We start from the raw sequence: 13332 nt of genomic DNA, 5'->3' as shown, positions 1-13332 counted from the left end.
GCTAGTTACCCCAACTGATCGATATACTGACCTGCTATAATATTGGAAGGGCGTGTTAGTAAATGGATTCAAAAAATAACATCAGCGAAAGCTTTTCATTGTTGAAGTTGGCGCAACGTGCAGCTTCAGAAGAACGCAATAATAGTGCGGGGCTGTTGTATAAACTGGCAATGCTATCTAAGCCACACCTTTCTTCTTCAATATCTCGTTTGTTGGCAACTCATGGCATTCAAGATGAAATCGTTAGTACACCCTTCCCAAATATATGCATTATTGCAGACGTAAAATATAGTAACGTGGTAAACGTACTTTTACAGCAGATTAAAATTTGCTCATTAGAAGTATGGAAAATAGTACTGTTTGCTGATGCTAGTACTTATGAATCTAATACAATAGTAGACGAATTGAGAGCTAAACATGTAAATGTTGAAGTTAAAGATGTTTCGTCTTCTTCACCACTAACTTATTGGTTAGAACATTCATTAAAAGATGAAAGTCGCGATGTTTTACCTGTTTTTGTAAATCGCGAGATTAATTGCGAGCAGTTCCCCATAAACGGTTGTCTTCAGCTGCTAGCACAGTCATTGATTCACCCTGGTAGTCAAAGCTACGCTTTTGATAGTGGTATCGCGCATGACGCTGACCTGTCAACGGAAGCAAACTTCGATTTGGTGTTAACCGTTACCTCTGATGCGGTAGTTGAAGACACGTTAAAAAAACTAAGCTTATTCTCCAAATCTACGGGAATCAAAGTTCATTTGGTCGCATCATCAGCGAAGTTTATTTTCGACTCTGAAAATATAATGTCTTGGTTAGAAGATGAAACAATAGATCGACTTCAGGTTAGCGACAGCAACTACCATTTCTGTTCTGATGTTGCGGAGTTTATTAAGAAGCTTAATGCCGAAAAAGCAGTGATTTTACCTATTGAGCTGGCTACATATGCCATGCCGTTACTATACAAGCTGACCTTTCACGCGTTCGAAATACCTGAATTTCTTAGCGATTGGTTTCAAGTTGTGTCGGTAAAGGAAGTTCAAAATTCGGGTGATGCTCAGTTTAGACATTCACCGTTAAAGCGCTCAACGGAATTGGTTTGGCAGAATAAAGTCTCAGGGTTTATTACAGATCAAGCTATAAATCGTTTAGGCGGTGCAGAAGAGTTTAGAAAACACCGCTTGGCCTATAATGGAATCCTATTTTCGGAAATTGACGAATGGTGGTTGCTTGGAAACACTAACTTTGAAAATACAAAAGGCTTTAATTATTTTCCTTCAGAAGTAAAAAGTAATGGTAAAACGTCGCTGGTTTTTGATATTCAGCCCATCACACAAGAGCAGCACCCTGCCTTCAGATATTTACCGCGTAGTTCGACTAATTTACGGCGCAGAATTATAACAGGTCGCCGGCTTCCAAATGTAGCGGCTTCTAAAACATCGCAGAGCGCACTATTTGTTATGACTTGTTTCAATAAGGAACAGTTTGTTCAAGAAAGTATTTTTGGCGTGCTTATGCAAACGTACCCAAATGTGAAACTCTATTTCTGGGATGACGCTAGTGCGGACAATTCAATAGCCGCGGCCGAACACATATTATCGTTTGTAGCGCCAACTTTTTCATACGACATCTATGAAGGTAAAGGCGGAGAAGGTACCTATCAGTTAAGAAATAAGATAATTCATCAATCACTCAACAAAGACTCGATTTATTTCATTAATGATGCTGATGATATTAGCTGTGCAAAAAGAGCTGAGCTTCAGTTAAAGCAGATGGCTTCATCTGAGAAGCTATATACTTTTGGCGATATCACAAGAATTGATTCGCGAGGACGCAGTCTCACGTTAGAGGGCGTTTCGGAACGTTATGGAACTGCTTCTTTCGCAGCGAAAGCTGAAATACATCAGCAATATGGATTTTATGAAAACCTTCAAAAAGGTGCAGACACTGAATTTATTGAACGAATGCAATATTTCGCACCTGCTAACTCAGGTGGGTGGTGGCGCTATCCTGTTTTATTTCAAAGCTACACAAGCGATAACTTAACGTCAGATATATATACTACTACAGAGCAGGGAAACTTAATTCAAAATATAAGTGCAAGAACTAAGTACCTAGAACTTTTTAGAGAAAGACACAAGAAAATGCTAAAAAGCTCTCTGCGCAAGGTGTTTACTTACAACAACATAAGTTTCCCTGTTAGTTATCATCAGAATATTTCAGAGTTTTTTACGCCGACTTCTAGTGTTGAAGTATTGCCAGACGTTACGCCTGAGTTAACGATCACTGAGAAGGGATTAGCCGATTTTGGGTGGGAAGCTTTACCTTCGAAAGTTAGCAAGGATGCTCAAAGTAGTATATTGCACCTAGTTTCAGAACTGGCACCTGAGCAACACGAATACTTAATGGTGAAGGAAACAAGCGACAGTACGATACTTGACGTTTTGCAAAAAGATGGCATGGGGCTTTTCTGCAAAGCCGTGGGCAATTTAGGGATATGCTTTGTGGTTATCTACTTGAATGAGGATGGCGAAAAAATATCTCACCAGTTTTTTTGGGTAAATCAGGCCATGCCTGTTAAAATGCCCTTGGAATGCAGAAAAGTGCAGTTAGGGTTTAGAATTCAAGGAAAAGGTACTTGTGACTTCGAAGTGGTAGAAGTTGGTAAATTTTGATAATACTTCTATATTTTCCGCCAACACAAACCATTACTATCAACAATCCGAAGTGGCAATTGTCTTTCAAAAAAGTAAATTATTCTAATTTGAAAGTGGCTTTTGAATATGGTGAACATATCTTTCAAATGCACTTAATCAAGAATATCTGGAACCAAAAGTGCAAAGTTTTTTACACGCTGATATCTGCAAGGGCGTGCAAGATAAATTGTTGTTTAATAGGGCTAAATAATGGATTTTAATGTTTTGTCAGTAGTTGGGTTGGGCTATATAGGGCTACCAACAGCTGCAGTTTTTGCATCTAGAAAGATGAAAGTTATCGGTGTTGATGTCAGTGAGAAAGCGGTCAATACAATCAATCGTGGAGAGATCCACATTGTAGAGCCAGACCTCGATTTAGTTGTGCACGCAGCTGTAACAGAAGGTTATCTGCGTGCGACTATGACACCTGAACCTGCAGATGCATTTATTATTGCCGTGCCAACGCCCTTCAAAGACAACCATCAAGCAGATCTCACGTATATCGAGAGTGCAGCTAAAGCGATTGCTCCGGTGCTAAAGAAAGGTAACTTAGTAATATTAGAATCTACTTCGCCTATTGGGGCTACTGAAAAAATGGCTGAGTGGCTAGCAGAAGCGCGGCCAGATCTTTCTTTTCCACAATCTAACGGCAGTGACTCGGATATTCGTATTGCCCATTGTCCCGAAAGAGTGCTACCTGGCCATGTTTTAAGAGAGTTGGTTGAAAATGACCGCGTTATTGGGGGAATGTCTCCAGCATGTTCAGAAGCTGCTATTGCCTTGTACAAAACTGTCGTAAAAGGTGAGTGTGTAGTAACCAACGCACGAACAGCAGAAATGGCCAAACTCACTGAAAATAGTTTCAGAGACGTCAACATCGCTTTTGCTAACGAACTATCAATTATATGCGACAAGTTAGACATAAATGTATGGGAATTGATTGCGCTTGCTAACCGCCATCCAAGAGTGAATATATTACAACCAGGTGCAGGGGTTGGTGGTCACTGTATTGCTGTTGACCCTTGGTTCATCGTAGCGAGTGCGCCAGAACAAGCAAAAATTGTTAGGACTGCTCGTGAAGTTAACGACTCTAAACCTGAATGGGTGCTTGAACAAGTTAGAACTAAATTGGATGAATGGCACAAAGCGAATCCTAATTTAGGGCGTGAAGACGCGCGAGTAGCTGTACTTGGGGTTGCGTTTAAGCCTGATATCGACGATTTGAGAGAAAGTCCTGCCCTGGGAATAGCAAAGAAAATCAGCGATATGGGGTGTAAAACGATGGTAGTAGAACCTAACATTGAGGAACTACCACCATCACTTGTTGACGATAATGTATCGTTAGTTGAAGTGGAACGTGCTTTGAAAGCAGATATCATCTGTATTCTGGTAAAGCACACGGCGTTTAATAAGGTCAAAGATAAATTAGTATCACATGAAAGTGTCTTGGATGCTGTTGGTTTGTTAGCTTAACGGTTACAGAAAACTACATTCCCAAATTATATTTAAGTAAAATTCATATGAAAGTATTAACCGTTTTTGGTACGCGTCCAGAAGCAATAAAGATGGCTCCTCTTGTAAAAGAGATGGCGAAGGATAGCGCTGTCGATTCGAGAGTTTGTGTGACAGGCCAGCATCGCGAAATGCTCAACCAGGTCCTTGAATTGTTTGATATATCTCCAGACTTTGATCTGAAGATAATGAAGCCAGGACAAGATCTTACCGATGTTACATCAAGCATACTGCTTGGGTTAAGACCAATACTTAAAGAGTTTAGCCCCGATATTGTTTTGGTTCACGGCGATACAGCAACAACGTTTGCAGCAACCCTAGCTTGTTACTACCAGCAAATTCCGGTGGGTCATGTTGAGGCTGGTCTAAGGACAGGCAACATTTATTCTCCTTGGCCGGAAGAGGCGAATAGAAAACTTACGGGGGCTTTAGCCGAGTTACATTTTGCTCCAACAGAGAAGTCAGCGGCTAATCTCTATAATGAAGGCATTGATAAAAAGAAGGTTTTTATTACTGGGAACACTGTTATAGATGCACTTTTGGATGTAGTTAATAAATTAGAAGAGAATCAAACTTTAAATGATCACTTCTCTGAAATGTTTTCATTTCTTGATAAGCAGAAAAAATTGATCCTTGTGACTGGGCATAGAAGAGAAAGCTTCGGCAGTGGTTTTGAAAGAATTTGTGAATCACTTGCAAAAATTGCGAGCGAAAATCCTGACTGCCAAATAGTGTATCCAGTTCACCTTAACCCAAATGTACAAGAGCCAGTAAAACGTTTACTTTCTGATATCGATAATGTGACGTTGATAGAGCCCTTGGATTATCTTCCTTTTGTTTACTTGATGAATCAAAGTTATTTGATCCTTACTGACTCAGGCGGGATTCAAGAAGAAGCACCATCGTTAGGTAAACCCGTTTTAGTAATGCGCGAAACAACTGAGAGGCCTGAAGCAGTAGAAGCTGGCACAGTAAAGCTTGTAGGGACTGACGTAAAGTTGATTACAGACACAATTTCTTTATTAATTAACGACAGACAATATTATGAAGAAATGAGTTTTGCGCATAATCCATATGGAGATGGCAAGGCGAGTTCAAGGATTTGTGAAGTCATTAAACAGACGTTCAGTGAATAGCGTGCTTTTAGTCGATCGTATAACTAGCCCTCTACAATTTAAAAAACTTACTAGACAGATATGCTGAAAAAACATTTACGAAAAGTATCCGTACTTGTCGGGAAAAAAGGACAGACAAGTTTGGATAAAATAAAAGCTAGATTATTGTCATCGAGCTTGTTTGATGAAGTGTGGTATACAAGTGTGTACTCTTCAGTTTCCAAGAAACGCAGGTGGAGAAATAGTCCAATTGACCACTTCTTGGAGAAAGGATTACAAGAACAGACCTCACCTGGCATATGGTTTGACTCGAAGTGGTATCTAAATCAATATGAAGATGTGGCTAAAGCGGGTATCAATCCGCTTATTCATTATCTTTATCATGGTTTGAATGAAGGAAGATACCGTTCAAGTAAGTCGCTTCTTAACCCCCTAGTTTCCGAAAATCAATTCATCAGATTGGGCGAAGAAGGAATTAAGTTTCAGTATCCGATTATTGGCGATAATTACGAATTTAGTGTTTCCCTGCTGTATCAGCAATACGAAAATGTAAAACTAGACAAACCTTGTGGCATTCTTTTGATAAATTGCCGTGATGGTGAAGGTAATGCTATCAATAAAGGTGTAAAAGGGCTGAAATGGTCACAAGTGTATGGTTGTTGGTATCGTTACCTCAATCAGCACAGTAATGATGAACTTAAGACTGATAATTTTTCATTTGAAGTCACTAATAATACTGTTTCAATCACAGCTCGTTTATTAAATTGGGATAGTGCTTCTTTAGAAGTTAGAAATAGCTTCCGTTTTGGTACGCCGCAATTTTCTTCTTCGCGAAAGTTGCCCGCGCGCGCTCTGAGCGAAAAGCCTAATAGCACACTAAAAAAAGCGAATGATTTAAAAGTTGCGTTAATTACTGATGAGTTTACGTATAATAGCTTTAAATCAGAATTTAAGCCGATTATTGTCGAACCTAGTAATTGGAAAGAGAAATTTGATTCAGAGAAGCCGGATATCTTCTTTTGTGAGTCTGCGTGGTCCGGGGTAGATAGTGTTAGACGGCCTTGGAAAGGAAAGGTTTACGCCAGCAAAAATTTCACAAAAGAAAATCGCCTAGAGCTATTAAGCATAATTGAATATTGTAGAAAAAATAATATACCGAGTGTTTTTTGGAATAAAGAAGACCCTACTCACTACACTGACAGAACTCATGATTTTGTAAAGACGGCACAAGAATTTGATTTTGTCTTTACGTCTGCTGAAGAGTGCGTTGAAAGATATAAAAAAGATTTAAGTCTAGAAAACGTTTTCGCTTTACCTTTTGCGACAAATCCTGCGCTATTCAACCCTTTGATTACAAAATCTCGCTCTAATAAAGTGGTTTTCGCTGGTAGCTGGTACGCAAACCATGAAGAACGCTCCCGTGTTATGGAGCAAGTACTTGACTCCCTCATTGCAGCGGGCTATGAGCCAGAAATATATGATCGCTACTATGGTGACACTGATCCTCTCCACATTTGGCCAGAAAAATACCAAGCTTTCATTAAACCTGGTCAGCCGCATGATCAAATGCCAGCTGTCTATAAGTCGTCAGTGATTGGTCTGAATTTCAATACAGTCACCGACTCATCAACCATGTTCGCAAGACGTGTGTTTGAACTTATGTCATCCAATACCTTAGTTGTGTCTAACTACGCAAAAGGTGTTGAAGAAATGTTTGGCGACCTAGTCGTTTTCGCAGACAAAGACCCAGGGCGCCTTGCAAGCTTACAAACGAATGACATAGATGCAATCAGAGAACAGGCGTTAACATTGGTCTTACGAGAGCACACGTATGCCAAACGTTGGCGATATATGTTGGATTGTATTGGATACAAGACTGAACCGGACGAAAATGGTATTACTTTTGTCAGCCGAATTGCCAGCGATAAAGATGCTATGTCGAGTATTAGCTATTTTGAGCAGCATTACTCACGAATGCCAAACGCAAAATTGTTATTGTTGGTAAGTCGTACTGTCGATGATGCTTCTGTGGCACACTTTTACCAAACCTATAACCGTTTCGGGATTACTGTAACAAGCGAGAGCTTTATACAAAAACACGCGCTTGAGGATAGATTTAAACCCATCGAAACACCTTTCTTTATGTATTTCGATGTGTCCAATATGCCAGACCCTAAGTGGGCTGATAAAGCACTACTACACAGTAGTTACAAGACCGATAATCCTATAAGCGAGCGTATTTCAACTGCGTATCAGGTAGAAGCTGTTGATGAAACCGCTGCTCTTTTCGCCCGTTCAACGCAGTTTCATGATCTCATGGTAGCGAAAACCTCCCAACAACCCATCATGGCATATATGATCTAATGGATATCTCAATAATAATTCCAAGCTTCAATGCACTTGGTAAGTTAGAACGTTGTTTGACTTCGTTGCGTAACCAAACAATGGATGCGTCCCAATATGAAGTGATTTTTGTTGACGACTGCTCTACTGACGGAACTTTTAATTATCTTCAGGAGCAAGCGGCTCAAGAACCTAATTGGCGTGTGCTTCAGTTGGAACAAAACAGCGGCTCACCCTCTAAACCGCGAAATGAGGGGACCGCAGCCGCACGTGGCGAGTACGTATTTTTTCTAGACTGTGACGATGAAATTATTGCTGATACATTGGAAATACACCATGCGCACGCGAAAGCGACTGATGCTTGTATTGTCCGCGGTTATTTGATTGCAGATGATGGTCAGCATCATCGTGAAATGAATAGACTCGTTAACTGGCAATCGGGTGCACTGAAGAAGGCTAAAATAGAAACGTTGCTATCGCGTCAGAGTACTACTGTTTCAAGTTTAATCAAACGAACAATACTAACTGATAATGGTGTAGTGTGGCCTGAAGATATTCGTGTTGGCGAAGATTCTCTTTTTTTAGTTAATCTGCTGTGTCACTGTGAGGTTATTGAATACCTAGATCACCCAACATTTATCTATAATAAGCGTGCTTCTTTTCGTGCATCGAGTACCCAAGAGTACGGACAGCGAGAGCTAAGTAATCACCTTCATGTTTGGCGCAGGTTAATTTCTACATTACAAGAATTAGACATTGATTACGCGACATTGAGATTACGAATAGGGCTACAGACGTCCATAAATAGCTTAATCCATCATGGTAAAAATGATCTAACACATCAAGATTTTCTAACGTTTTCAGACTTCATTACAGAGTTCTGGACAGCGATAAGCAAACATAAGTTCGCACCTAGGGTCAGCGCTATTTTACAGACTTTGCTCTCCAGAGATTTTCAGGCATTTCAAGAGGAATGTAAGCCGAGACTCCTGATTGCTGGACATGACCTTAAATTTATATTGCCCCACGTAGACATACTAAAAATTAGATATAGCATCAAAATTGATGAGTGGACTGGGCATGATATGCATGACCCACAGAAAAGTGAGAAGCTGCTCGAGTGGGCAGATTATATCTGGTGCGAGTGGTTGCTAGGAAATGCCGTTTGGTATTCAAAACGTAAAAAGTCACATCAAAAGCTTGTTGTTAGAATGCATCGGTTTGAGCTTGGAAGGGACTTCGGTGAAAAGGTAAATGTTGAAAATGTTGATGCCTTTGTCGCTGTGTCTGTTTTATTTTTCGAGAGGTTGCTTGAGAGATTTCCAAACCTCAAAAGAGAGAAGGTAAGACTTATTCATAATGTGGTGGATGCTGGAAACTACCAGTTATCTAAGTCTAGTGAGCGTATATTCAATATTGCAATGATAGGTATCGTGCCTTCTCGGAAAGGCTTCTTAGATGCGCTCAAATTAATTAAGATGCTCAAGGAGAAGGATGAGCGCTACAAGCTCAAAGTGTTTGGTAAAAGTCCAAGTGACTTACCATGGCTTTCAAAACATGAAGATGAGATGAGTTACTATTCTGAATGTACCGCCTTTATCAGTGAGAATAACCTAGATAAAAGTATAGAGTTCCTTGGTCACGTTAATATAAAGGAAGCACTAGCACTACATAACGTCGGCTATGTTTTGTCGTTAAGTCACGATGAACGGGGCTTTCCTGGGCCAGAAAGTTTCCACTTAGCCATTACTGATGGTATCGCGGCGGGTGCGGATAGCTTGATAAAGTACTGGTCAGGTGCTGAGTATATCCACGAAAAAAATCGTATTTTTAATTCGATTGAGCATATCAGGGATCACATTATCAACACCAAAAACCGAGATGGCAATGACATGGAGTTGAAGAAAAGTCAAGAGTTCGTAAAGCGATACGACGAGGGTGTTTTTGTTAATGCTTTTAACGAACTTTTTAGAAACTAACGGAGTGTATTATTAATGACATCTAAAGCTGTATTTTTCGGTGTTACCCGATTTAGCCTTTTTTTACCTTCTAGTAACGCATGGAACTTAACCTCTGACGAGGAGAAGTATAAGGCTAAGTTATTTTCTTCAGAGCGCTTGCAACCGCGTTTCGATGTGTTTTTCAAATACGCGCTCCCTATTTATAAAAAGTATGCAGAAGAATTCCAATATCAACACATTTTACTATACTCAGCTCATATGCCGAATGTTTGGAAAGAAAAGTTATTTAGTGAGTTAGAGAGCTTTCCATTTGTGAAGCCTTGTGAAGTAGACCAAACAATATCCTATATGGATACTATGGAATCGTACTTGCAACTGAACTGTGCAGATGATACTCCTGTAGTATTATTCCGTGTCGATGACGATGATATCCTGTCTGCGGACTATATGAAGCAGCTTTCAAGATATGCCGATTTTCCGTTTGAAGGTATGTCAGTATCATTCAGTAAAGCCGTTGGCGCGTATTTTACTGATGGAAAATTTGTAAGCTTCAAAAAAGTACACAAGCCAATGCTGTCTATGGGGCTTGCCACAATAGGCCGTTACGACTCTGGGGCTAAGAAGCTCATAGTACCTAGTGCGGTGGTTAATCACGCAGAGACTGATAAGCATAGGCCAGTGATAGTTGACGGCACTATACCAGCATTTATATGGACACATCATCCAACTCAGGATTCAAATCAGAACACAAAAGGTGCAGCTAACAGTCTCTCAGAAGAACTTGTTCGCTTGCCATCAATAGTCGACAGGGCAGAGCTAAAATCGTTTCCGACACTATTGACCGACTTTGATGAACTAGAACGTCAGTGGGAAACACTATTCGTTACAGAAAATAAAAAGTTTGATTCACAGTTGCTATGTGACCGTATTTCCCTCCAAGCAGAAACAAAAGTTAGGTTTACAATCTCTGCCACGCTGCAAAACTCAATCAGTAATTCTAGGGCGTTATTAGTGTGCCTAGGTCCAGATGCCATTAATGTGGAGACCGTTGAGGGAATGATGAAGTCGCAAGACCCCTCAATTGGATGGTTCAGGTATGTGGGGGCGAACGAAGGAAAGGTAGAGAGCAGCTTTGAAATTTCGTTAGGCAGCAGTGTTAATTTGAATACAGTTGCTTTGCGTATTTGGCAGTTAAAGCCTGGTGGTCACGTTAATTGTTTAAAAGTGGAAGCTAACCCTCTGCTTTAAAACATAAATCACCAGTTTACTTCTTAAAGTCGCCTTCATCAAAGCATAACGGTTAGAAAGCAAGTCATTACTGCGCTAAATTCTGTTGTGCTTTTGTTCTAGCAATGTGAATTGTAGAAAAATATTTATAGTATAATTTATGTTCAATTTATTTAAACGCCAGCCAGTATCATCTAAAACAACAGTAAGAGTTGAAAAATCAGGCAGTCAGTACATTAACTATGAACTGACGGAGCGCCCAGGAAAACCACTTGTTTTTGTTTTTTCTGGTGTTGATACTGTGCCAGGAAGGTGTCGAACATCATATTATGGTTTCCATAACACTCTGGACGCCAGCGTTGTGCATATAGCAGATAACTTTGGTGCATTTGGATGTTACTTCTTAGCCATTTCGCGTGACGAATCGATTAATCAAGCATTTCATGCTTTGGTTAACAAAATAAGAGAAGAGTTAGGTGTGCCACTAGAAAGCACATATTTCGTGGGAACATCAAAAGGAGCTACAACAGCTATTTTAGCCTCTCTATCGGCTGGGGGCGGAAAGGTTATTGCGGGCGAGCCGCAAATCAAATTAGGCGACTTTGTGTTTCACGATGGATGGGAATCTTCACACTCGTCTCCAGGGTTGAGCCACGTTATAGCTGGGCGGATTCACGAGGAAGAGCGCGATTATCTGAATACTTTAGTTGAGAAAGCTATTAAGGAAAGTGCGTCAGATTATCAAGGGCATATTGAAATTCTGTATGGTGAAAAGACGGGATATCATTGGCGCCACCTCAGGCACTTAGAGCCTTACCTCGCGACGACTAATTTTGATATGACACGCTTGGTAATGGAGGATTGTGGGATTGAGACGCACAACGACATTATCGGAGCCTTCCAAGAAAAGATTCGACACACCAAGTTTTCTTGAGAAGTGATAAGTTATTAGAGCATTATCACAATAGCAAGGAGTCGGTGAAACTGCCGTAAATGAAGGTAATAAATGAATAGAAAAGGAATACTACTAGCTGGTGGTTCTGGCACACGACTGCACCCATTGACAAAGGTAGTCAGTAAGCAGCTAATGCCTGTTTACGACAAACCAATGATTTTTTATCCATTAACAACCTTAATGATGTCGGGTATTCGTGATGTACTCATTATTACAACACCTGAAGAACAGCAACGGTTTATCGACCTCATCGGTGATGGTTCGGCGTTAGGAATGAATATTCAATACGCGGTTCAACCTTCACCCGATGGTTTGGCCCAGGCTTTCTTAATTGGCGAAGATTTCATCGGAAATGATAGCTGTTCACTTGTTCTTGGCGACAACATTTATTACGGCCACGACTTAAGGGTGTCTTTGCAGAGTGCGTTTAAACAACAGCATGGTGCAACTGTGTTTGGTTATCACGTTAACGACCCCCAACGCTATGGCGTGGTAGAGTTTGACGATAACTGGAATGCACTTTCCATAGAAGAAAAGCCGGCAGTTCCTAAATCTAACTATGCGGTAACAGGCTTGTATTATTATGATAATCGTGTAGTAGATTTTGCTAAAGAAGTGAAACCCTCGTCGCGAGGTGAAATTGAAATTACCGACCTGAACAACTTGTATCTCAAAGACGGGAGCTTAAAGGTTGAGCTAATGGGGCGAGGTTCTGCGTGGCTTGATACAGGTACTATAGATTCACTTTTAGACGCTGCTAATTTCGTTGCTGCTATAGAAAAACGGCAAGGTTTAAAGGTATGTTGCCCTGAAGAAGTTGCTTTCAGAATGGGGTATATCAACGCTGAGCAGCTAGAAAAGCTGGCAGCTCCTTTAAAGAAAAGTGGTTATGGCGATTATCTATTGAAAGTACTCAAGGACAGAGTAAAGATTTAAACAAAGTTCAAATTTAAAAAGGTGGCATTGCCACCTTTCTTCTTATCTCAAATTGCCAATTCTTACGGAAAGTAAATGCAAGTAGTAAAAACAGATATTCCTGACGTTAAAATCATCGAGCCCAAAGTATTTGGCGATGAGCGCGGTTTTTTTCTAGAAACCTTCCGCACTGATAGGTTTAAAAAAGAGTGTGCGGATGTAGATTTTGTTCAAGATAACCACTCTAAATCTAGTCAAGGAATTCTTCGCGGCCTTCATTATCAAATGGAACAGACTCAAGGTAAATTGGTTCGAGTGATAAGCGGTGAAGTGTATGATGTCGCCGTAGATATGAGAAAGAACTCACCTACCTTTGGAAAGTGGGTAGGGTTAGTACTTTCTGCCGAAAATAAACGTCAGCTTTGGGTGCCAGCAGGGTTTGCTCATGGATTTTACGTAACTAGTGAATCAGCAGAGTTTGTGTATAAGTGCACAGATTACTACCACCCAGCGTCTGAAGTTTCGGTTAAGTATGACGACCCTACGTTGAATATCGACTGGCCTTTGGTGAATGGCAAGAAGCCATCTTTATCAGGTAAAGATGAGGCGGG

9 protein-coding genes are annotated in these 13332 nt (G+C 40.5%); all 9 read left to right on the top strand.

Annotated elements, in window-relative coordinates; all coding sequences use genetic code 11:
• Positions 1 to 62 precede the first annotated feature (62 nt).
• Positions 63 to 2672, top strand: a complete 2610-nt coding sequence (locus tag LHL20_RS18605; RefSeq protein WP_226434357.1) for a glycosyltransferase family A protein — start codon at positions 63 to 65, stop codon at positions 2670 to 2672.
• A gap of 231 nt (positions 2673 to 2903) precedes the next feature.
• A complete protein-coding gene (wecC, locus tag LHL20_RS18600; RefSeq protein WP_226434356.1) occupies positions 2904 to 4166 on the top strand; it encodes a UDP-N-acetyl-D-mannosamine dehydrogenase in 1263 nt (420 codons plus the stop codon).
• A gap of 47 nt (positions 4167 to 4213) precedes the next feature.
• Positions 4214 to 5341 (top strand): non-hydrolyzing UDP-N-acetylglucosamine 2-epimerase, encoded by a 1128-nt coding sequence (gene wecB / locus LHL20_RS18595; protein ID WP_226434355.1) that lies wholly within the window; start codon positions 4214 to 4216, stop codon positions 5339 to 5341.
• A 60-nt stretch (positions 5342 to 5401) separates the two neighbouring features.
• Entirely contained in the window at positions 5402 to 7684 is a 2283-nt protein-coding gene (locus LHL20_RS18590) for a CgeB family protein (RefSeq protein ID WP_226434354.1), read from the top strand.
• Entirely contained in the window at positions 7684 to 9642 is a 1959-nt protein-coding gene (locus tag LHL20_RS18585; protein ID WP_226434353.1) for a glycosyltransferase, read from the top strand. Before LHL20_RS18590 ends, LHL20_RS18585 begins: the two co-directional genes overlap by 1 nt.
• A gap of 15 nt (positions 9643 to 9657) precedes the next feature.
• A complete protein-coding gene (locus LHL20_RS18580; protein WP_226434352.1) occupies positions 9658 to 10872 on the top strand; it encodes a glycosyltransferase in 1215 nt (404 codons plus the stop codon).
• Between the two features lie 139 nt (positions 10873 to 11011).
• Positions 11012 to 11785: a hypothetical protein gene (locus LHL20_RS18575; RefSeq protein ID WP_226434351.1), complete on the top strand. Its 774-nt coding sequence runs from the start codon at positions 11012 to 11014 to the stop codon at positions 11783 to 11785.
• A 72-nt stretch (positions 11786 to 11857) separates the two neighbouring features.
• Positions 11858 to 12742 (top strand): glucose-1-phosphate thymidylyltransferase RfbA, encoded by an 885-nt coding sequence (gene rfbA, locus LHL20_RS18570; RefSeq protein WP_226434350.1) that lies wholly within the window; start codon positions 11858 to 11860, stop codon positions 12740 to 12742.
• A 75-nt stretch (positions 12743 to 12817) separates the two neighbouring features.
• The coding region (rfbC, locus tag LHL20_RS18565; RefSeq protein ID WP_226434349.1) for a dTDP-4-dehydrorhamnose 3,5-epimerase at positions 12818 to 13332 on the top strand (515 nt) is incomplete at its 3' end.

This window comes from Alteromonas sp. McT4-15, assembly GCF_020515205.1.
Taxonomy (GTDB): domain Bacteria; phylum Pseudomonadota; class Gammaproteobacteria; order Enterobacterales; family Alteromonadaceae; genus Alteromonas.
This window is presented reverse-complemented; position numbering and strand designations above follow the sequence as displayed.

Excerpts from the sequence above, each read along its gene's own strand:
- LHL20_RS18580 (WP_226434352.1), top strand. The coding sequence starts at position 9,658 with ATGACATCTAAAGCTGTATTTTTCGGTGTTACCCGATTTAGCCTTTTT.
- wecB (WP_226434355.1), top strand. The coding sequence starts at position 4,214 with ATGAAAGTATTAACCGTTTTTGGTACGCGTCCAGAAGCAATAAAGATG.
- wecC (WP_226434356.1), top strand. The coding sequence starts at position 2,904 with ATGGATTTTAATGTTTTGTCAGTAGTTGGGTTGGGCTATATAGGGCTA.
- rfbA (WP_226434350.1), top strand. The coding sequence starts at position 11,858 with ATGAATAGAAAAGGAATACTACTAGCTGGTGGTTCTGGCACACGACTG.
- LHL20_RS18575 (WP_226434351.1), top strand. The coding sequence starts at position 11,012 with ATGTTCAATTTATTTAAACGCCAGCCAGTATCATCTAAAACAACAGTA.
- LHL20_RS18585 (WP_226434353.1), top strand. The coding sequence starts at position 7,684 with ATGGATATCTCAATAATAATTCCAAGCTTCAATGCACTTGGTAAGTTA.
- LHL20_RS18590 (WP_226434354.1), top strand. The coding sequence starts at position 5,402 with ATGCTGAAAAAACATTTACGAAAAGTATCCGTACTTGTCGGGAAAAAA.
- LHL20_RS18605 (WP_226434357.1), top strand. The coding sequence starts at position 63 with ATGGATTCAAAAAATAACATCAGCGAAAGCTTTTCATTGTTGAAGTTG.